This window comes from Actinacidiphila cocklensis (assembly GCF_907177275.1).
Classification (GTDB): domain Bacteria; phylum Actinomycetota; class Actinomycetes; order Streptomycetales; family Streptomycetaceae; genus Actinacidiphila; species Actinacidiphila cocklensis.
Window position 1 is genome coordinate 346,948 of record NZ_CAJSLV010000048.1, and the last position, 20,623, is coordinate 367,570.

Below are 20,623 nucleotides of genomic sequence, written 5' to 3' on the forward strand. Positions count from 1 at the left end.
GCGCATGAACGACCGGATGGTGTGGATCGACTGTGAGATGACGGGCCTGTCACTGGCGCACGACGCGCTGATCGAGGTGGCGGCGCTGGTCACCGACTCGGAGCTGAACGTGCTCGGCGAGGGGGTGGACATCGTGATCCGCCCGCCCGCCGAGGCGCTCGACACCATGCCGGACGTGGTCCGCACGATGCACACCTCGTCCGGCCTGCTGGAGGAGCTGGCCGGCGGGGTGTCGCTCGCCGAGGCCGAGGCGATCGTGCTCGACTACGTACGCGGGCAGGTCGCCGAGCCGCGCAAGGCGCCGCTGTGCGGGAACTCGGTGTCCACCGACCGCGGCTTCCTGGCCCGCGACATGCCGACCCTGGAACAGCACCTGCACTACCGCATCGTGGACGTCTCCTCGGTCAAGGAGCTGGCCCGCCGCTGGTATCCGCGGGCCTACTTCAACAGCCCGGAGAAGAACGGCAACCACCGGGCGCTGGCGGACATCCGCGAGTCCATCGCGGAGCTGCGCTACTACCGCGAGGCGGTCTTCGTCCCGCAGCCAGGCCCGGACACCGACACGGCGCGGTCGATCGCGGCCCGCCACGTCGTCCGGTAAACGAGGGCGCGACCACCCCTCGCCACCCTGTACACTTTTCGAGGCGGCGCCACCCCAGCAAGATCAGCCGGGAAAGCGCCGCTCATGGTGGGTGTAGCTCAGCTGGTAGAGCACCTGGTTGTGGTCCAGGATGCCGCGGGTTCGAGTCCCGTCACTCACCCCACGAGGAAGAGGCCCCGCCCCGGGAAACCGGGACGGGGCCTCTTCGTGTCGGGAGCCGCTTCACGTCATGGGCCGCGTCATGAGCAGCCCCTTCGCGGGCAGGGCGCCCGCCGGCGGAACCAGGCCGGCGCCCGCCGGCGGACATACCGCGGCCCCGCCCCCTCCGAGTGCCTGGAGGGGGCGGGGCCGCGGCCCGGGGCCGGCGGGGGCCTGGGACGGGCCGGGTGACTGTCAGGAAACCCGGGTCATCCCCCGCCCCGGCTCCCGCCGGAGGTGCGGATCACTCGCCGAAGAGCAGACCGTAGGCACCCATCGCCATCGCGATGTCCGCCTGCGCCCAGAAGCGGTGATAGGTGAAGCTCGGCGCGTTCCCACCGCTGAGGTAGGCCTGCACCTTCGACCAGTTGGGGTCGTTCTTGTAGAAGGACCGCAGCTCGATGAAGGTGGAGTTCGCGTCGATCTTGTCGCCGTTGGGCATCGTGCCGGAGAAGCTGGACGGCACGTACACCGGGTCGTCGAACCGGTTGAAGTCGGTCCTGGTCTCCGGGGTGGCGATGCCCAGCGGGTCCTGGTACTTGCCCCACATGCTGTCGAGCAGGCCCTTGGCCGTGGTCTTGGCCGCGGCGTTGCCGGACTTGGCGGCGTAGTAGGACAGCGTCTTGGCGTAGGCCGCCGCGACGCCCAGGTCGTTGCCGTAGGCCGAGACCGTCACGTGCAGGCCGGCGTTGCTGCCCGGGCTGCTCGCGTTCCAGGTGTCCGGCGCGCCGGTCCACTGGAGGTCGGACGGGATCTTGAAGGTGCCGTCCGCGTTGATGGTGGTCTGGGAGATCGCCCAGGTCACCCACTTGTCGAGGACGGCCTTGGCCTTGGTGTCACCGGTCTGCTGGTAGTACTCCGCGACCCGCTCCATCGACCAGGCCTGCATGCCGAACCACTGGTTCGACGGCGGGTCGTGGTAGACGGGCTCCCAGTCGTACGCCATCCCGTAGAAGGTGGGCGTGCCGGCCGGGGGCTGGCTGTAGGAGCCGCCCCAGCTGTTGGTGGCACCACCGGCGATGGCGCCCTCGGAGGACTGCAGCCACTGGTAGAACTCCAGCTGCCGGCCGAGGCTGGTGGTCCAGTCCTGCTTGCCGGTGGCCGACTTCGGCGCCATGGCCGTGTCGGTGGTCAGCGCGTAGGCCGCCAGCGGGTTCTGGTAGCCGAAGTGCGAGGCGCCGTCACCGATCCGCCAGGCCCAGCCGCCGCCGGAGCCGGACGAGCCGCCCCAGGCGTAGTACCAGGACAGCAGGTAGTGCTCGCTGTCCTTGCCGGTGCCGGCCGGGCACGCGGTCGGGCTGGTGCAGTTGCCGATCTTCTTGAAGTACTTGTCGAAGAACGAGTACCGCAGGTAGTCGCCCATCTTGCCGGCCTTGGCGACGGTGGCCGCCACGTCCGCGCCCTTGCCCTGCGCCTTGGCCCAGGTGTCCGCCCAGTAGGCGGCCTGGATCGCGCGCGCGTCGGCGTCGGGTGCGTCGGTGTACTTCCACTGCTGCGAGTAGGCGGAGTCACCGGTGAAGAGGTCCAGGTAGCCGTTCTTGCCGCCGTACTTGAACGCGTCGCAGGTCGGCTGCGGCACGGTCTCCCACACCGACTCCTGCTCGCCGCGCTGGAAGGTGTTGATGTACGACGGGCCGTCGGCGTTCGGGCCGAGCTCGCAGCCGCCACCGGGCGTGTCACCGTAGCCGTAGATGTTGTCCACGTCCTGGAGCCAGTGCATGCCGTAGATGTCGTCCGTGCCGTAGGCCGACTTCAGCTCGCCCGCGATCGGGTCGACGCCGGACTTGACGCTGCTGTCGAGCTGCGACGGGTAGTCCGACGGCAGCGGGTGCTCGGGGGCGTAGGTGGCCGGCGAGCTGGCGTTGTAGAAGCTGTTCGTCGGCTGGTCCGCGTGGGTGGGGATCATGTACTTCTCCATGATCGCCCACGACGCGTTGAACTTGCTCCAGTCGCCGCTGACCTGGCCGTACATCGCCTGCAGCCAGATCATGTACGAGTACGCCTCGGACGTGGTCTCGTGACCGTAGTCCGGGGCCTCGACGATCAGCGTCTCGACCGAGTGGTACGGGATGCCCTCGGGCGAGAAGTAGCCGCTGGCCGGGTCGGTGATCTTCCCGTAGAGCGACAGGAACCGCGCCGCGTAGTCGCCGCCGGTCGCGCTGATCTCGTTCACCGTGACAGCGGCGGTGCTGTAGCCGGTCGCGGTGGCCGAGAACGTCGCGGAGCCGGTGCCGGTGGTGGCGGCGGCGACCGTGACGTTCTGCGCGGTCGACCAGTTCGACGGGGTGAAGGTCAGGCTCGCCCCCGACTGCACGCTCAGCGAGGTGTTGCCCGCGGTGCGCGCCACGGCGACCGTCACGTTGGACGTCGGGGCGCTGGACAGCTTCACGCCGAAGGTGCCGGTCTTGCCCTGCTGCACCGACACGGTGGTCGGCGAGGCGACGATCGCCGGGCCGCTCGCGACGTGCACGCCCACCGGGGTGGACTCGGCGGACGCGCCGAGGCTGTCGTACGCCTTGGCGTAGACCGAGTAGTCACCCGCCGGGACCGCGCTCCAGTCGAAGGAGTACGGCGCGGTGGTGTCGGTGGCGAGCAGCGTGGTGCTGCTGTAGAACTCCACCTTGCTGATGGTCGCCGAGTCCGCGGCGACCGCGGTCGCGGCCAGCGGGATGGTGGCGCCCGCACTGAAGGTGGCACCGGCCGTCGGGCTGGTGAGCACCGGCAGCGGAGGCTGGTGGGCGCCCCCGCAGACCGTGCCGTTCACGCTGAAACTGGTCGGCGCGGTGTTGGTGCCGCTGTAGTTGAAGTTGGCACTCGACGTGACGTTCGCGCTGGGCGCGATTGTCTTGTTCCAGTCCAGCGACTTGACAGTGACGGCCTTGCCCGACTGCGACCAGGTGCCGTTCCAGCCGCTCTGCAGCGTCTGGTTGCCGGCGTAGGAGTACGTCAGCGTCCAGCCGTCGATCGCGGCGGTGCCGAGGTTGGTGATCTTGGTGTTCGCGGTGAAACCGGAACCCCAGTCATTGGTCGTGTAGTCGACGCTGCACTGCAGTCCGGCCGCGTGCGCGACGCCGCCGCCGGTGGCCATGGTCAGGCCGAGCGGCAGGGCGAGCGCGGCGGTCAGCGCCGTCAGCACACGCCTGGTCCGCGTTCCGATCGGTCTTCCTCTGGGCATGCGAGAGGTCCTCCTCGCGGTTCTTGTGGGGGGATGGGTTCTGCGATTCAGCTGTGAACCAGTGGGAGCGCTCCCACCATCAAGGCGTTGACGAAGAACTGTCAAGAGGTGAATCAGAACCGCCTGCTGACGGGGCCTCGTCTGCGGGAGTCGACGAGGACTCCCGCCAGCCCCTCCATCCCCTCTACCGTCGGACCGGACTTGGCGCTAAGGTCTGCGGCGGACCAGTGGGAGCGCGTCCACTTCTCGTTCACTCGATTTCTCTCGATCCCCCCACATCATGAGGAGTCGCACATGCGACGACCCACGCGCACCGCGGCGTTCTCCATCGCCGCCGTCACCACGGCGGCGGCGGCCGCCGCGCTGCTCCCCACGCTCGGCAGCGCCGCGGCCGGTGCCGCGCCGACCTGCTCGGTCACGTACACGGTCACCAACCAGTGGGACGCCGGCTTTCAGGGCAACGTTGTCATAGCCAACACCGGTGCGCCGACGACCAGTTGGGACCTGGCCTTCAACTTCGCCGGCGGCCAGAAGGTGACCCAGGGCTGGAACGCCACCTGGACCCAGTCCGGTACGGCCGTGCACGCCACCTCGCTGTCGTACAACGGGGCCATTCCCACCGGCGGTTCGGTCAGCGCGGGCTTCCTCGGCAGCTGGTCGGGCAAGAACGTGATGCCGATCGGCTTCACGCTCAACGGCGCGACCTGTACCCAGATCGGGGAGCCGACCGAGACACCGCCCAGCACCCCGGCGACCCCGCCCACCACGCCGACGACGGTCCCGCCGACCACCCCGCCCACCACCCCGCCCACCGGTGACGCCGCGCCGCCCAAGCTGCACGTGGCCGGAAACAAGCTGGTCGACTCCACCGGCAAGCAGGTCGTCCTGCACGGCGTGAACCGCTCCGGCACCGAGTTCGCCTGCGCGCAGGGCAACGGGATCTTCGACGGGCCGGTCGACGACACGGCGATCAACGCGATCAAGAGCTGGAAGGGCGTCACGGCGGTCCGCGTACCGCTCAACGAGGACTGCTGGGAGGGCCTGAGCTACGTCCCGGCGGCCGACGGCGGCGCCAGCTACATCTCCGCGATCACCGGTTGGGTCAACCGCCTGGTGGCGCACGGCATCACGCCGATCGTCGAGCTGCACTGGACGCACGGCACCTACACCGGCAACTCCGCGGGCTGCAGCGACGTCAACGCGACCTGCCAGAAGCCGATGCCGGACGCGCAGTACGCGGTCCCGTTCTGGACCAGCGTGGCGAACACCTTCAAGTCGAACACCTCGATCGTCTTCGACCTGTTCAACGAGCCCTACCCCGACCGCGCCACCTCGACCACCGACCAGGCCTGGTCCTGCTGGCGGGACGGCGGCACCTGCCCGGGCATCGGCTACCAGGTCGCGGGCATGCAGGACATGCTGGACGCGGTACGCGGCACCGGCGCGCAGAACGTCGTCATGATGGGCGGCCTGGCCTACTCCAACGACCTGACCGGGTGGCTGACGCACGAGCCGACCGACCCGACGGGCAACCTGGCGGCGGCCGTTCACGTATACAACTTCAACTCATGTGCCAACAGCTCCTGCTGGGACTCGCAGCTGGCGCCGGTCGCGGCGAAGGTGCCGCTGGTGGCCGGTGAGATCGGCGAGAACACCTGCGCCCACTCCTTCACGGACAGCTTCATGAGCTGGCTGGACAGCCACCAGCTGTCCTACCTGGGGTGGACCTGGAACACCTGGGACTGCTCCTCCGGCCCCTCGCTGATCTCCTCCTACGACGGCACCGCGACCAACTACGGCCTGGGCCTGAAGAACCACCTGGCGTCGCTGGGCTGACCCGGCGGCACCCCGAGACGGGGGCGGTCCCGTGCATGGATGGCGTGCACGGGCCCGCCCCTCCCCATGTCCGCGCGCGGCGCGCCGGGGGCGGCCCGCGGCGCCGGATCTGCCGCCTGAGCAGGGGTTGAGCGGGCGGCGGGCGAGGGCGCATCCGTTCGAGTCTCGTAGTCGCCGGAAGTCTCAACTGGCCATTATTGAACAACTTATTGACGCGGATGTACGTGCCTTGTAAACATCACCTCGCCAAGAGAGCGCTCTCACCATGCTCTGGCGGCCTCCGTCACGGACCCCCACCCGGTTGAGGAGAACACATGTCAGGCAGCACTTCCCCGCTGGTGCGCAGACGGCCAGGACGCCACCGCGGACGCCAGCCGTATCTGGTCCTCACCGCCCTGCTCGCGCTGCTCGCGGGACTCGTGCTCGTGGTGACGTCGCAGTCCCCGGCGCGCGCGGCGGGCACCCTGCTCTCGCAGGGCAAGCCGGCCACCGCGTCGTCGACCGAGAACGCCGGCACCCCCGCCTCCGCGGCGGTCGACGGCAACACCGGCACCCGCTGGTCCAGCGCGGCGTCCGACCCCCAGTGGCTCCAGGTCGACCTCGGCAGCAGCCAGGCCATCAGCCAGGTGACGCTCAACTGGGAGGCCGCCTACGCCAAGGCCTTCACCATCCAGACGTCCGACAACGGCACCACCTGGGCCACCGTCTACTCGACCACCACCGGCACCGGCGGCGTACAGAACCTGACCGTAAACGGTTCCGGCCGCTACGTGCGGGTCAACGGGACCGTGCGGGCCACCCAGTGGGGCTACTCGCTGTGGGAGTTCCAGGTCTACGGCACCGGCGGCTCGACGACCCCCTCGGCGTGCGGCACCGCGAACAGCGCGCAGGGCAAGACGGCCACCGCGTCGTCCGCCGAGAACGCCGGCACCCCCGCCTCCGCGGCGGTCGACGGCAACACCGGCACCCGCTGGTCGAGCGCCTTCGGCGACCCGCAGTGGCTGCAGGTCGACCTCGGCTCCTCGCAGACGGTCTGCGGCGTCGGCCTGAACTGGGAGGCCGCCTACGCGACCGCCTACCAGATCCAGGTCACCGACAACCCGAGCGGCGCCTGGACCACGGTCTACTCCACCACCACCGGCACCGGCGGCGTCCAGAACCTGGACGTGAACGGCACCGGCCGCTACGTCCGCGTCTACGCCACCGCCCGCGCGACCGCCTACGGCGACTCGCTGTGGGAGTTCCAGGTGCACACCACCGGCGGCGGCAGCACCAACGGCGGGACCACCGGGGGCACCACCACCCCGCCCGACTCGTTCTGGGGCACCACGGACGACATCCCGGCCGCGCAAAACGTGATGGAACTGAAGATCCTCAACCGCACCAACGGCGCCTACCCGGACAGCCAGGTGTACTGGAGCTTCAACGGCCAGGTGCACTCCATCGCCGAGCAGCCGTACTTCGACATGCCGGCGAACTCCTCGGGCCGGATGTACTTCTACGTCGGCTCGCCGAACAGCCAGTACAACGACTTCATCGAGTTCACCATCGGCGCGACCGTCTTCAACGGCAACACCACCCGGGTGGACGCCTGGGCGCTGCCGCTGGCGATCCGGCTGCACTCGCACAGCGGCGAGGACATCCAGCTCGGTGACAGCCAGGACCTGTTCACCATGAGCCGCGACCAGGTCTTCCAGTCCTTCCAGAACGCGGTGCCGCAGCAGTTCAAGGTGCTCGCGCAGACCCAGGCGCCCTACCGGATCATCGCCCCGGGCAGCGACCCGAGCTTCCGGGCCGGCGGCGTCAACGCCAACTACTACACCGCCTACGCCCAGTCGGTCGGCGTGAACGAGCCCACCTCGAACATCTTCGGCTGCGCCGGCACCATGGGCGCGGACGCGGCGAAGTGCGCGGCGCTCAACCGGCACACCGCGACCCTCCCGGCCGACCAGCAGCAGGACCCGACCAAGTTCTACACCGGCGGCGACCCGGCCAACTGGTACGCCAAGTACTGGCACGACCACGGCATCAACCACCTCGCCTACGGCTTCCCGTACGACGACGTGGCCGGCCAGGCCGCCTACGCCTCCCAGCAGAACCCGCAGTGGATGGAGGTCGCCGTCGGCTTCTGACCGCCGGCGGTCCCTCCCCGAGCTTCCCCGGATCCCCCCACATCCCCCCACAGCACCGCCGGGGGCGGGTCCGGTACACGCCCCACGTGTACCGGCCCCCGCCCCCGGCGGTGTGCTTTTCCGCGGCGCTCGCCCCGCCGCCCGGGGGGCGCTCAGCGGCGCAGCCGGTCGCCCACCCAGCGGCTCGGGGCGGTCAGCGCGATCGACAGCGGGTTGGAGAAGAACGTATGGGCGTTCAGAAGGCCCCTGGAGCCGCTGTAGTGCCGTACGGAGTCGCCGCCGGGCAACGGGGTCGCCTTGGCCCGTTCGCGGCGCAGAGCGGCGTTCGCAAGCGGGTCGCCGGCCAGCAGCAGGACCGGGGAGGCCACGATGACGGCCGCGTAGATCAGCGGGCTCGTTCTGGTGATCCGCATGACCCTCCAACGCCCGGCGCCCGCACCGCGGTTCCCCGGGTACGGGCGTTCGGAAACTCCGCCCGCCCCGCACGGGAGCGCTCCCACCCGTGCGCTGCGCGGTCGTATCCGATCGGGCCTGCGGCCCTCGCACCGTCAGGGCATGCCCGCCCTAGACGGAGTCCCGCTGCACCAGCTCGGTGGCGAGCACCACGTGCCGCCGCACCGACTCGCGCTCGGCGATCTCCTCCAGGAGCACCCGGGCCATGGTGCGGCCCATCTCCTCGGTGGGCTGCCGCACGCTGGTCAGGGCCGGGTCCATGTGGCGGGCGATGGCCGAGTCCTCGAAGCCGACCAGCGCGACGTCGTCGGGCACCCGGCGGCCGCTCTCGCGGAGCACCGCCCTGGCGCCGGCGGCCATCACGTCGGAGGCGGCGAAGACCGCGTCGATGCCGGGACGGCGCACCAGCAGCTCGCGCATCGCGCGCCGGCCGCCCTCCTCGGTGAAGTCGCCGCGGGCCACCAGCGCGGTGTCGAAGCCGGCGTCCAGACCGCCGGCAGCGGCCTCGACGGCCTGCCGGTAGCCGTCGAGCCGGCTGCGCGCCACGTACATGTCCGGCGGCCCGGTGATGGTGGCGACCTGCCGCCGCCCGCGGGCGATCAGGTGGGCGACCGCGGCCCGCGCCCCGCCGACGTTGTCGGCGTCGACGTAGGAGACCGACTCCAGGTCGCTGCGGCGGCCGTTGAGCACCGCCGGCATCTCCAGCTGCTCCAGCAGGTCCGGCAGCGGGTCGTCCTCGTGCACCGACACCAGCAGCACCCCGTCGACCCGGTGCGCGGCCAGGTACTGCGCGAACCGCGCCCGCTCCTTGGGGGTGCGGATCAGCGTCAGCAGCAGCTGCATGTCGGTGTCGGCGAGCTCGGCGCCGATGCCGCGGATGATGTCGGAGAAGTACGGCTCGGCGAACAGCCGGGTCTCCGGTTCCGGGATGACCAGCGCGATGGCGTCCGTGCGGTTGCCCGCCAGCGCCCGGGCCGCCCGGTTGGGGACGTACCCCAGTTCGGCGATGGCGGCCTCGACGGCGGCCTTCGCACGGTCGCTCACCCGCGGTGATCCGTTGATCACCCGGGAGACCGTACCCCGCCCGACCCCGGCGCGCAGCGCCACCTCCTCAAGGGTGGGACGTCCGCTGTGCCGACCGTTCATGGCCACTGCCGCCTCCAGTACTCATTTCGCGCCACCTTAGCGCCCGGTCCTTCCCCGCAGGAGCGGTTCTTGAGAGCGCTCCCACACTACAAGCCCCAGGCGGGAGCTTCCGTTCAAGAAGTAATCAAGAGTCAGCTCCGGACACGTTCCGGCAACGAAATGGACTTCACATCTTGACACTGACCCCTCCTAGGCGTGAATGTTCCGGAAAGCCTACGTGGGAGCGCTCCCACAGCGCCATCCGTACGTACGCCCCCGGGGACCCACGCACCACCCGCACGCTGACCCACCCTGACAAGGAGAGTGGAATGCGCACTTCCGGCAGAACCCGCAAGGCCGCCGTCATCGCGGTCGCGGGTCTCGCAGCCTGCGCGACGCTGATCACCGGCTGCAGCAGCGACAACAAGAAGGACGACAACGGCAGCTCCGACAACAGCTCCGCCTCGTCCACCGAGAAGATCACCCTGCACGTCGGCGACTTCGGCTCGTTCGGCTACGACGACAAGACCGGCGCAGCCCTCTACGCCGAGTACCACAAGCTGCACCCCAACATCACGATCGTTGAGGACGCCGTCGCAGACGGCCAGCAGTACTGGAACTCGCTGAAGCTCCACCTGACGCAGAACAGCGGTCTGGACGACATCCAGGCCATCGAGGTGGGTTACATCGGTCTGGCCATCCAGCCGAACCTGGCGTCGAAGTTCGTGGACTTCAAGACGGTCGCCGGCTTCAACGCCGCCGACTGGCTGCCGTACAAGGAGAAGCAGGCCACCACCTCCGACGGCAAGGTCATCGGTGTGGGCACGGACGCGGGTCCGACCGCGATCTGCTACAACAAGGACGCCTTCCAGAAGGCCGGCCTGCCGACCGACCGCGACACCCTCGCGGCCAACTGGAACGGCGACTGGCAGAAGTTCATCGACCTGGGCAAGCAGTTCGCGGCCAGCAAGACCGCGCCCAAGGGCATGAAGTTCTCCGACTCCGGCAGCGGCCTGTTCAACGCGGTGCTCGCCAGCCAGGCGACGCAGTACTCGGACGCGAGCGGCAAGCTGATCTACGACACCAGCGCGGGCGTGCAGACGGCGTGGAACATCGCCACCGAGGCCGTGCAGGAGGGCCTGACGGCCGGCTACCAGCAGCTGGACCCGGCCAACGCGTGGGCGGCGGCCTTCAAGACCGGCAAGTTCGCCACCGTCACGTGCCCGAGCTGGATGGTCGGCCTGGTGGCGACCAACTCCGGTGACGCGGGCAAGGGCAAGTGGGACGTCGCGGCTCCGCCGCAGGTCGGCAACTGGGGCGGTTCGTTCCTGGCCGTGCCGAAGTCCGGCAAGCACGTCAAGGAGGCCACCGAGCTGGCGCAGTGGCTGACCTCGTCGGCCCAGGAGATCAAGGTCTTCCAGAAGTTCGGGAACATCCCGTCCTCGACCAAGGCCCTGGACGACCCGGCCGTGCAGAGCCTGGTCAACCCGTACTTCCCCGGCACCCCGATGGGCAAGATCTTCGCGTCCGCCGCCAAGAACATCACCCCGGCCCCGATCGGTCCGTGGGACGGCAACGTGAAGGACATCATCACCAAGAACGGCATCCTCGACATGGAGAAGCGCGGTACGGCCAAGGACAAGGCGTGGTCGAACGCGGTGAAGCAGATCAAGGACACCGTCGTCGAGTAGTACCCAGGCGGGGCCGCCCGGCAGTGTCTCCCACCTGCCGGGCGGTCCGTTTCAGGGCCTGGTGCGACAAGTGAACGCATCCGGCCCAGGCCACTACAACTTCTGAACAACCCTCCCCCCCTCCCGGTCCACCGCCCCCATCCCTACGGGAAGGACGCCACTCGTGGCCACCTCCGTCAGGGCGACGTCCGACGGCCGCCCGCCGTCGTCCCGGCCCGCCCCCAGCACGTCAGACAAGAGCGGCAGCCGCCCTCCCGGCTGGCGCACCAAGCTCTTCCGGTTCGACACCAAGGCGTCCCCGTACGCCTACGTCGCGCCCTTCTTCATCCTCTTCGCCGCCTTCGGCCTGTTCCCGCTGATCTACACCGGCTGGCTCTCGCTGCACCAGGTGGAGCTGGGCACCCACGCGAAGTGGGTCGGCTTCGACAACTACACCGGCCTGTGGGACAACGAGTTCTTCTGGAAGGCGCTGCGCAACACCTTCACGCTCGGCGTGCTCTCCACCGTGCCGCAGCTGCTGATGGCGCTCGGTCTGGCGCACCTGCTCAACTACAAGCTGCGCGGCCGGGGCTTCTTCCGGGTCGCGGTCCTGGCGCCGTACGCGACCTCGGTCGCCGCCGCCACCCTGGTCTTCATCCAGATGTTCAACCCCGACTACGGGATGATCAACCAGCTGTTCGGCCACATCGGGCTCGGCCACGTCGACTGGGAATCGTCCAAGTGGCCCGCCCAGATAGCCATCTCGACCATCGTGACCTGGCGCTGGACCGGCTACAACGCGCTGATCTACCTGGCCGCGATGCAGGCCGTGCCCGCCGACCTCTACGAGGCGGCCGCGCTGGACGGCGCGTCGCGGTGGCGGCAGTTCGTCAGCGTCACGATCCCCTCGATCCGGCCGACGATCCTCTTCACCATCATCGTCTCCACGATCGGCGCGACCCAGCTGTTCGGCGAGCCGCTGATGTTCGGCGGCGGCGTCGGCGTCACCGGTGGCACGGACCACCAGTACCAGACGCTCAGCCTCTACATGTACGACAAGGGCTGGAACACCGGCGAACTGGGCCAGGCCTCCGCCGTGGCCTGGGTGATGCTGCTGATCCTGCTGCTCATCGGCGCCGTCAACCTGCTGATCGTGCGCTCCAACCGCCGGAAGCTGGGGGCCTGACCATGGCTCAACTCACTCAGGCCACGCAGTCCGCGGGACCGCGGCACTCCTCCGCGGCGCCGGCCCGCCCCCGGCGGGTCAAGGCCGGCGGGGCGGGCAAGCAGCAGCACGCGGGACCCATCGCGTACGTCCTGCTGATCATCGCCGCGGCGATCTCGCTGTTCCCGCTGTACTGGACGGTCGTCGCCGCGTCGCACACCGACACCGACATCACCCAGCCGCCGACCCCGCTGCTGCCCGGCAGCCACCTGGTGCAGAACATCAAGGTGGTGTGGGACGAGGTCGACATGACCACGGCCCTGATCAACTCCACCGTCGTGGCGGGCTGTGTCGCGCTGAGCACGGTGCTGTTCGCGACGCTGGCCGGCTTCGCCTTCGCCAAGCTGCAGTTCCGCGGCCGCAACATCCTGCTGATGATCGTGGTCGCCACCATGACGATCCCGCCGCAGCTCAGCGTGATCCCGCTCTACCAGATCGTCACCAACGTCGGCTGGGTCGGCCATCTGCAGTCCGTCATCCTGCCGTCGCTGGTCGCCGCCTTCGGTGTGTTCTTCATGCGGCAGTTCCTCTCCGAGGCGCTGCCCATCGAGCTGGTGGAGGCCGCCAGGGTGGACGGGGCGCACAGCCTGCGCATCCTGTGGCACGTGGTCTTCCCGATCGCCCGGCCCGCGATGGCCGTACTGGGAATGCTGGTGTTCGTGCAGGCCTGGAACGACTTCTTCTGGCCGCTGATCGCACTCAACCAGCAGAACCCCACGGTGCAGGTCGCGCTGGCGGGCGTCGGGTCGGGCAACCACACCATCGACCATGCCGCGGTCGTCACCGCCGCGCTGGTCGCGACGCTGCCGCTGCTGCTGGTCTTCGCCTTCCTCGGCAAGCACATCGTCGGCGGTATCACCGCGGGTGCCGTCAAGAGCTGACTCCCCGCCCGCGGGGCCGCACGCCTGTGCCACGCGGGCCGGTGGGAGCCCCCCTTCTCCCCCCGACTACCCCCTGATTCCTTTGGAGTCCCCCGTTATGACAGCTGTCCGTTCAGAGAGCACTGAGCTTTCTGCCAGCTCGGCCTCGCTCCGCTTCCCCCCCGGCTTCGTCTGGGGGGCGGCCACCGCCGCCTATCAGATCGAGGGCGCCGCAGCCGAGGACGGCCGTACGCCCTCGATCTGGGACACCTTCAGCCACACCCCGGGCCGAGTCCGCAACGGGGACACCGGCGACATCGCCGCCGACCACTACCACCGGTTCCGCGACGACGTCGCGCTGATGGCGGACCTGGGCCTGGGCGCGTACCGCTTCTCGGTGTCCTGGTCCCGGGTCCAGCCCACCGGGCGCGGCCCCGCGGTGCAGCGCGGCCTGGACTTCTACCGCCGGCTCACCGACGAGCTGCTCGACAAGGGCATCACGCCGGTCGCCACCCTCTACCACTGGGACCTGCCGCAGGACCTCGAGGACGTCGGCGGCTGGACCGTACGCGACACCACCGAGCGGTTCGCCGAGTACGCCGAGATCGTGGCGGGCGCGCTCGGCGACCGGGTGCCGTACTGGACCACGCTCAACGAGCCGTGGTGCTCGGCCTACCTCGGCTACGGCTCGGGGGTGCACGCCCCCGGGCGCACCGAACCCGAGTCGGCGCTGAAGGCCGTGCACCACCTCAACCTCGCCCATGGCCGGGCGATCGGGGTTCTGCGTTCCGTTCTCCCCGCTACAGCGCAGACCTCGATCACCCTCAACCTGCACCAGATCCGCCCGCTCACCGAATCCGCCGCCGACCTGGACGCGGCCCGCCGGATCGACGCGGTCGGCAACCGGGTCTTCCTCGGCCCGATCCTCGGCGACGGCTACCCCGCCGACCTGCTGGACGACACCGCCCACCTGGTGGACTGGGAGTCGCTGGTCAAGGACGGCGACCTCGCCGAGATCAGCCGCCCGATCGACCTGCTGGGCCTGAACTACTACACCCCGACGCTGGTCTCCGACGGCCGGGTGCAGACCGAGGGTCCCGCGGCGCCGCGCAACGACGGGCACGGGGCGAGCGACTTCTCGCCGTGGCCCGGCTCCGAGCACGTCGCCTTCCACCTGCCGCCCGGCGAGACCACCGCGATGCGCTGGGCGGTCGACGCGACCGGCCTGCGCGACCTGATCCAGCGGATCTCCCGGGAGCACCCGGGCCTGCCGCTGATGGTCACCGAGAACGGCGCGGCGTACGACGACTACATCTCGCCCGAGGGCCAGGTCAACGACCCCGAGCGGATCGCGTACCTGCACGGCCACCTGTCCGCGGTGCACCAGGCGGTGAGCGCGGGCGCCGACGTCCGCGGCTACTTCCTGTGGTCGCTGATGGACAACTTCGAGTGGGCGTACGGCTACAGCAAGCGCTTCGGTGCCATCTACGTCGACTTCGGCACGCAGCGCAGGATCCCCAAGCAGAGCGCCCACTGGTACGCCTCGGTGGCGCGCGCAAACGTCCTTCAGGACCTTCCGGAGGAGGACGGGAAGTCCTGAGGGGACGGAGAAAAAGGAGCGGTACGGCAGTTCGAGGGTGCTGCCGTACCGCTCCTTGACGTTCCTCCCCCGTGGGGGTGGGAGAGGACCGGTCTGCTGGGTCAGCCGCCGTAGTCGGCGAAGGCCTGCGAGAAGGCGCCCGCGCTCTGGGTGATGGAGCTGCAGCTCGCGTCGGCCCAGCTCTGGGCGCCGCCCGCGCACTGCTTGTCGCGGGTCGCGGACCACATCGACAGCCAGGCCAGGCCCTTGGTCTTGGCGAAGGCCACCAGCTGGGAGGCGTCGGCGACGGTGAAGACCTCGGTGCTGACGTCGTTGACGCCGATCATCGGGGTGACGGCGATCTTCTGCCAGGCGGCGGCGTCCGAGAGCCCGAGCACGCTCTTGACCTGTGCCTGGGTCGCGGTGGCGCCGTCGATGGCGTACTGGCCCATGTCGCCGCTGAAGGACGCGCCGTAGTCCATCGCCATGATGTTGACCGCGTGCACGTCCACGCCGTTGGCCTTGGCGTTCGACAGCAGGTCGATGCCGTCCTGGGTCAGCCCGGTGGGCATCGCGGGCAGCGTGTAGGAGACCTCCAGGCCGCTGTGGGCGCGCTGGAGCTGGGAGATCGCCTGCGCGCGGCGGGTGTTGGCCGCGGTGTCGGGCAGCGCGCCGCCCTCGACGTCGAAGTCCACCTTGGTCAGGCCGTACTGGTCGACGACCTTGCCGTACGCGGCCGCCAGGTCGCTCACCGACGAGCAGGCGGCGGCCAGTTCCGTACCGTTGGCGCCGCCGAAGGAGACCCGGACGTCGCCGCCGGCCGCGCGCAGGGCGCCGATCTGGGCGGCGACCGCGTCGCTGCCCAGGTCCGTGACGCCGCCCCACTTGGGGACGCAGCCGCCGCCGGAGACGACGAAGGCCAGGTTGAACTGCTTGACGCCGCCTGCCTTGGACGCGGCGACCAGGTCGTAGGCCGGGTAGAGCGAGGTGTCGACGTAGGGCGAGAAGCCGCCGCCGGTGGCGGTGCCGCTGCCCGGGTCGGTCGTCGGGGTCCCGGTCGGGGCGGGCGTCGCGGTGGCGGTGGAGGTGGCCGTCGGGTGGCCCGTGGGCGTCGCCGTCGGGCCGCTGTCCACCGAGCACTTGGCGTCGTTGATCAGGCAGCCGGTCGGGTCGCCCGCGGTACCCGACGCGCTCGCGACGAAGCCGACCTCGACGCTCGCGCCGGCGGCTATCGAGGAGTTCCAGCTCTCCGGCTTCACCGTGACGGTCCCGCCGGACACCGTGAAGGTACCGTTCCACAGCGAGCTGACGGTGGTGCCCGCGGGCAGCTGGAAGGTCAGCGTCCAGCCGTTCAGCGCGCTGCCTGTGGTGTTGCTGATCACGTACTGCCCGGTGTAACCGCTGCCCCAGTCGCTGGTCTTGGAGTACGCGGCCCCGACCGTGGCCGCGCTTGCGGACCCCGCGAGGGCGAAACCGCCGCCCGCGAGGGCCGCCGCGACGGCGACGGCGACGGTCAACTGGACCTTGCGGCTGGGACGGCGACGGTGCGTGCGTGCCATGTGCTGCCTGCCTCGGTTCTGGGGAGGTGGTGACGCGCTGCACGCTAACGGCTGAGAGTCGGACGAAAGCCCTGTTCAGGGCGTTGGGGCGGCTTCTTATGGCGCGCTTAAGCAACGGCAAGGGACCCGTTAAAGGTGGCCGCGCCCCACGGGCCTGCCGCGCCGCTTGTGACCGGGCGCGACCGGGGCGGGGGCGCCGCCCAGCGCGAGCCACAGCCGTATCTCCGCACCGCCCAGCACGCTGCGGCCGACCCGCATGTCGCCGCCGGTGGACTCCGCGACCCTGCGCACGATGTCCAGGCCGAGCCCCGTCGAGCCCTGCCCGCCGTCGCCGTGCCCGCGGCGGACCGCTGCCGCCGGGTCCGCGACACCGGGTCCGGCGTCCGAGACCAGCACGATGACCGCGTCGTCCGCGCGGTGCACGTCCACCGCGAACGCGGTGCCCTCGGGGGTGTGCCGGAAGACGTTGCCGAGCATCGCGTCAAGCGCGGCGGCCAGTTCGCCGCGCGCGACCGGCACCCGCACCGGCCGGTCGGCGCCCGCGGTCCGCACCTCGCGGGCCTCGTCCTCGGCCAGCGCCGACCAGAAGGCCATCCGCTCCCTGATCACCTCCGCCGCGTCGCACCCGGCCGCCGTCGCCGGTACGCGCTGCTCCCGCGCGGCCCTGATGATCTGGTCGACCTCCCGCTCCAGCTGGGCGACCGCCGCCCTGGTCTGGTCGGCGGCCGGACCCTCGCCCAGCGACGCGGTGTTCAGCCGCAGCACGGTCAGCGGGGTCCGCAGCCGGTGCGACAGGTCGGCGGCCAACTCCCGCTCCGCGGCCAGCAGCTGCACCACCTGGTCGGCCATGGCGTTGAACGCGGCCGCGGCCGAACGCAGTTCGTCGGGACCCGCCTCCGGCACCCGCACCGCCAGATCCCCCTCGCCCAACCGGTGCGCGGCCCCGGCCAGTTGCACCGCGGGCCGCACCATCCGGCTGCCCAGCCGGTCGGCGACCGCCACCGAGCCGACGATCAGCCCGAGGCCGACCCCGGCGAGCACCAGCCACGCGGTGGCCACGCCCCGGGTGACGTCGCCGTCCGGCACGAACACCTCGACGACCGCGATCGTCCCCGACCCCACCGCGGTCGGCCGCAGCAGCGCGTAGCCGCCCGCGACCCGCACGGTCGCCGCCTCACCGTCGGCCGACGCGGCGGCCAGCGCCGCCGCGCCCGCGTGCGGCCGGCCGATCCGCACCTCCGCGGTGTCCCGCGTCGCCGGGATGCGCAGCGCGATCCGCCGCAACGCCCCGGCCTGCGTCGTCGCCACCGCCCGCTCCAACTCCCCGCGGTCGGTGGTGATCGCCAGCGCCGGGGCGATCGCCGCGGCCTGCCGCTCGGCGTTCGTCAGCGCACGGTCCCTGGCCAGCTCCCTGACCACCAGGCCCAGCGGCACCGCGAAGGCGATCACCACCATCGCGGTCACCGCGAGCGAGACCCGGACCAGGGACCACCTCATACCGGCGGCTCCAGCTTGACCCCCACCCCGCGCAGCGTGTACAGATACCGCGGCCTGGCCGCCGTCTCCCCCAACTTCCTGCGCAGCCACGACAGGTGGACGTCGATCGTCTGGTCGTCGCCGTACGACTGCTGCCACACCTCCGCGAGCAGCTCGCGGCGGGCCACCACCACGCCGGGCCTGGCGGCCAGGAAGCTCAGCAGGTCGAACTCCCGCCGGGTCAGGTCGAGCGTGACGCCGTCCAGCACGGCGAGCCGGCGCCGCACGTCGATGGACAGCCCGCCGACCATGATCACCGCGTCGGCCGCGGGGGCCGCGGAGCGGCTGCGGGACCGCCGCAGTACGGCTGCGAGCCGGGCGGACAGGTGCTCCACCGAGAACGGCTTGACCAGGTAGTCGTCGGCGCCGGCGTTGAGCAGCCGGACGATCTCCGCCTCGTCGTCCCGTGCGGTCGCCACGATCACCGGTACGTCGCTGAGCCCGCGCAGCATCTTCAACGCCTCGGACCCGTCCAGGTCGGGCAGCCCGAGATCCAGGATCACCACGTCGAACCCGACCTGCGCGACCTCCCGCAGCGCCTCCAGGGCGGTGCCCACGCTCCTTACGGTGTGGGACGCGTCCGTCAGGTGCCGGATCAGGGCCGAGCGCACGAACTGGTCGTCCTCGACCACGAGCACACTTGCCATGCGCGGCAACCTAGCGTGTTACGCCGCCGCGTGGTGCGGCACCATAGCCGTTGTGCACCGAGGGCTGCTCCACACCTGCGTCTGGGCGCTGACCACCGCGGCGGCGGCGACGCTGTCCTGGTTCGGCGTCCACAGCGTGCTGCGCGGCACCGCGTACGACCCGCCGCGCGCCCTCCCGGTGACCGCGCCGACGGTCGGCTCCCCCACCTCCCGGCCCTCGCCTCCGGCGCCGCCCCCGACAACCCGCGCCACCTCCTCGCGAAGCGCGCGGCCCCATGTTCCGGCCTCTGCGTCCACCTCCCCCTCCACCTCCGGCGGCGGTGACGTGCACGGCTACACCATGCGCGGCGGCCGGGTCGTCCTCGCCCTCGGGCCGGCGGCGGCCACGCTCGTCTCGGCGGTGCCGAACTCCGGCTGGAAGATGCAGGTCTGGCCGGAGGACGGGTGGCTGCGGGTCACTTTCACGTCGGCCTCCGGCGGTGCGGCGTCCACGGTCTTCTGCACGTGGAACGGGCATCCGCCGTCCGTGCAGGCCTACGAGGAGTAGGTCCTCGGGGGTTCGAGGTGTTCCCCGCGCCCCTGGAAAACGCTCGCCCTCTGGCGCAACGGCACCGGTGGGAACACTCGGCCACATCCGCAGAGACACCGGCGAGAAAGCTCGGCCACATCACCGGGAGGGGGCTAGCCGAAGGCGCCGGGTGGGGGTGGGGGGGAAGGGGTGGCGGTGGCGTCGGTGACGACGGGGGCGCCGGCGGTGAAGGCGGTCAGGGAGGTGCCGTGTTCGACGCGGCCGGGGTGGGGGTCGGTCGCGACGCGGCGGGTGAGGTCGGCGACCGGGAGGTCGTGGTCGGCGGCCCACAGCACCGCGTTGCCGAACCGCCTCCCCCGCAGCACCGCGGGATCCGCGGCGACGCACACCTCCGTGAAGGCGGCCCGTACCGTCGCGATCTGCCCGCGCAGGAAGGTGAGCGCACCGCCGTCCGTGAGGTTGGCGGCGTAGTCGCCGCCCGGCCGCAGCACCCTGCGCACCTCCGTGAGGAACTCCGCGCTGGTCAGATGCGCAGGGGTGCGGGCGCCCCCGAAGACGTCCGCGATCACCAGGTCGGCCCAAGCGTCCGGCAGCTTCGCGAGCCCGGCGCGCGCGTCGCCGCCGCGTACCTTGATCCGCCAGCCCCGGTCCCACGGAAGGTGCGTCCTGACGAGTTCGACCAGCGCCGTGTCCAGTTCGATGACCTGCTGGGTGGAGCGCGGCCGGGTGTACGCGGTGTAGCGGGCCAGGGTCAGCGCCCCGCCGCCGAGGTGCAGGACCCGCAGCGGCATGCCGGGCGGCGCGACCAGGTCGATGACGTGGCCCAGCCGGCGCTGGTAGGAGAAGCCGAGGTGGTCGGGTGCGGCCAGGTCGACGTGGGACTGCGGGGCGCCCTCGACCACCAGCGCCCAGGCCTGCGGGCGCTCCCGGTCCGGTACGAGGGCCGCGGCGCCGCCGGCGACCTGCGCGGTGATCGCGTCGGGTGTGCGCGCCCGGCCGCCGCGCTGTCTCTTGCCTGCCATGCGCCGATTATCGGGGCACGACGGCTAGACCGCGCGCAGGCCGTGATAGCCGTCGACCAGCTCGATGGTGCGGGCGGCCTCGCCGAGCGCGGCCCGCAGCACCGCGGGGTCGGTGACCTCCGTGTCGGTGTGCGGCGGTACCAGCCACCCGGTGTCGGCGGCCGGCGGTGCGCCGTCCAGCACCAGGCCGCGGCCGTCCGTGCTCGTACAGGAGCTGCCGGGCAGGTCCCAGCAGTCCGCGGTCCCGGGCGGCACCAGGAAACCGAGGCTGACGCCGGCGTTGTCGTGCAGCACGGGGCCGACACCGCTGCCGTGCCGGAGCAGGTCGACCGCTTCGAGACCCTGCCGGGTCGGCACAGTCACCAGGTCGCACGGGCGCGGCGGTTGGCTGCACTCCGCGCTCGGACCCGACGTATGCGTACCGCTGGTGTCCAACAAGGCAAACGCTCCTCACTAGGGGATCGGCGCACGCTGTG

15 protein-coding genes, 1 tRNA gene and 2 pseudogenes are annotated in these 20,623 nt (G+C 70.9%); 10 read left to right on the forward strand and 8 right to left on the reverse strand.

All coding sequences use genetic code 11. From position 1 onward, the window contains the following. The first annotated feature begins 4 nt into the window (after positions 1–4). Positions 5–601, forward strand: coding sequence for an oligoribonuclease (orn, locus tag NFU81_RS12505; protein ID WP_251488848.1), 597 nt, complete (start codon positions 5–7; stop codon positions 599–601). Positions 602–688: 87 nt separating this feature from the next. Further along, positions 689–764: transfer RNA gene (locus NFU81_RS12510), tRNA-His, on the forward strand. Positions 765–1,043: 279 nt separating this feature from the next. Here the strand turns inward: NFU81_RS12510 and NFU81_RS12515 are convergent. After that, positions 1,044–3,974: a glycoside hydrolase family 48 protein gene (locus NFU81_RS12515; RefSeq protein ID WP_251488851.1), complete on the reverse strand. Its 2,931-nt coding sequence runs from the start codon at positions 3,972–3,974 to the stop codon at positions 1,044–1,046. Positions 3,975–4,268: 294 nt separating this feature from the next. Here NFU81_RS12515 and NFU81_RS12520 point away from each other — a divergent pair, with 294 nt between their 5' ends. The 3 genes and pseudogenes from NFU81_RS12520 to NFU81_RS41265 all read left to right on the forward strand — a co-directional run. Next, positions 4,269–5,810 (forward strand): cellulose binding domain-containing protein, encoded by a 1,542-nt coding sequence (locus NFU81_RS12520; protein WP_251488855.1) that lies wholly within the window; start codon positions 4,269–4,271, stop codon positions 5,808–5,810. 314 nt (positions 5,811–6,124) lie between these two features. After that, positions 6,125–7,120 (forward strand): annotated as a pseudogene (locus NFU81_RS41260) (discoidin domain-containing protein); the annotation flags it as partial. Positions 7,121–7,387: 267 nt separating this feature from the next. Continuing rightward, a pseudogene (locus NFU81_RS41265) lies at positions 7,388–7,942 on the forward strand (beta-1,3-glucanase family protein); the annotation flags it as partial. Positions 7,943–8,094: 152 nt separating this feature from the next. Here NFU81_RS41265 and NFU81_RS12530 read toward each other — a convergent pair. Further along, complete coding sequence (locus NFU81_RS12530; protein WP_251488861.1) at positions 8,095–8,355, reverse strand: hypothetical protein; 261 nt, start codon at positions 8,353–8,355, stop codon at positions 8,095–8,097. A gap of 151 nt (positions 8,356–8,506) precedes the next feature. After that, complete coding sequence (locus NFU81_RS12535) at positions 8,507–9,541, reverse strand: LacI family DNA-binding transcriptional regulator (protein ID WP_205042777.1); 1,035 nt, start codon at positions 9,539–9,541, stop codon at positions 8,507–8,509. 308 nt (positions 9,542–9,849) lie between these two features. Here NFU81_RS12535 and NFU81_RS12540 point away from each other — a divergent pair, with 308 nt between their 5' ends. From NFU81_RS12540 to NFU81_RS12555, 4 genes are all read left to right on the forward strand, one after another. Then, positions 9,850–11,211, forward strand: a complete 1,362-nt coding sequence (locus NFU81_RS12540; protein ID WP_251488864.1) for an ABC transporter substrate-binding protein — start codon at positions 9,850–9,852, stop codon at positions 11,209–11,211. Positions 11,212–11,374: 163 nt separating this feature from the next. After that, complete coding sequence (locus NFU81_RS12545; RefSeq protein ID WP_251488867.1) at positions 11,375–12,376, forward strand: carbohydrate ABC transporter permease; 1,002 nt, start codon at positions 11,375–11,377, stop codon at positions 12,374–12,376. A gap of 2 nt (positions 12,377–12,378) precedes the next feature. Next, the gene (locus tag NFU81_RS12550) at positions 12,379–13,296 is read left to right on the forward strand and encodes a carbohydrate ABC transporter permease (protein ID WP_251488869.1); all 918 of its coding nucleotides are present in this window, start codon (positions 12,379–12,381) and stop codon (positions 13,294–13,296) included. 97 nt (positions 13,297–13,393) lie between these two features. Next, positions 13,394–14,875: a GH1 family beta-glucosidase gene (locus NFU81_RS12555; protein WP_251488872.1), complete on the forward strand. Its 1,482-nt coding sequence runs from the start codon at positions 13,394–13,396 to the stop codon at positions 14,873–14,875. A gap of 101 nt (positions 14,876–14,976) precedes the next feature. Here NFU81_RS12555 and NFU81_RS12560 read toward each other — a convergent pair whose 3' ends face one another. The 3 genes from NFU81_RS12560 to NFU81_RS12570 all read right to left on the reverse strand — a co-directional run bounded on the left by NFU81_RS12560 (position 14,977) and on the right by NFU81_RS12570 (position 18,596). After that, positions 14,977–16,413, reverse strand: a complete 1,437-nt coding sequence (locus tag NFU81_RS12560; RefSeq protein ID WP_251488874.1) for a glycoside hydrolase family 18 protein — start codon at positions 16,411–16,413, stop codon at positions 14,977–14,979. A 129-nt stretch (positions 16,414–16,542) separates the two neighbouring features. Continuing rightward, positions 16,543–17,910, reverse strand: a complete 1,368-nt coding sequence (locus NFU81_RS12565) for a sensor histidine kinase (RefSeq protein WP_251488877.1) — start codon at positions 17,908–17,910, stop codon at positions 16,543–16,545. Continuing rightward, positions 17,907–18,596 carry a response regulator transcription factor gene (locus tag NFU81_RS12570; RefSeq protein WP_251488880.1) on the reverse strand — a complete coding sequence of 230 codons (690 nt, stop codon included), beginning with the start codon at positions 18,594–18,596 and terminating at the stop codon, positions 17,907–17,909. The genes NFU81_RS12565 and NFU81_RS12570 overlap by 4 nt, the downstream gene beginning before the upstream one ends. Before the next feature lie 52 nt (positions 18,597–18,648). Here NFU81_RS12570 and NFU81_RS12575 point away from each other — a divergent pair, with 52 nt between their 5' ends. Continuing rightward, positions 18,649–19,143, forward strand: coding sequence for a hypothetical protein (locus NFU81_RS12575; RefSeq protein WP_251488883.1), 495 nt, complete (start codon positions 18,649–18,651; stop codon positions 19,141–19,143). 134 nt (positions 19,144–19,277) lie between these two features. On the opposite strand, the gene NFU81_RS12580 is transcribed toward NFU81_RS12575, so the two are convergent. Both NFU81_RS12580 and NFU81_RS12585 read right to left on the reverse strand, forming a co-directional pair. Further along, a complete protein-coding gene (locus NFU81_RS12580; protein ID WP_251488886.1) occupies positions 19,278–20,147 on the reverse strand; it encodes a spermidine synthase in 870 nt (289 codons plus the stop codon). A 24-nt stretch (positions 20,148–20,171) separates the two neighbouring features. Then, positions 20,172–20,585, reverse strand: coding sequence for a hypothetical protein (locus NFU81_RS12585; RefSeq protein ID WP_251488889.1), 414 nt, complete (start codon positions 20,583–20,585; stop codon positions 20,172–20,174). Positions 20,586–20,623: the final 38 nt, after the last annotated feature.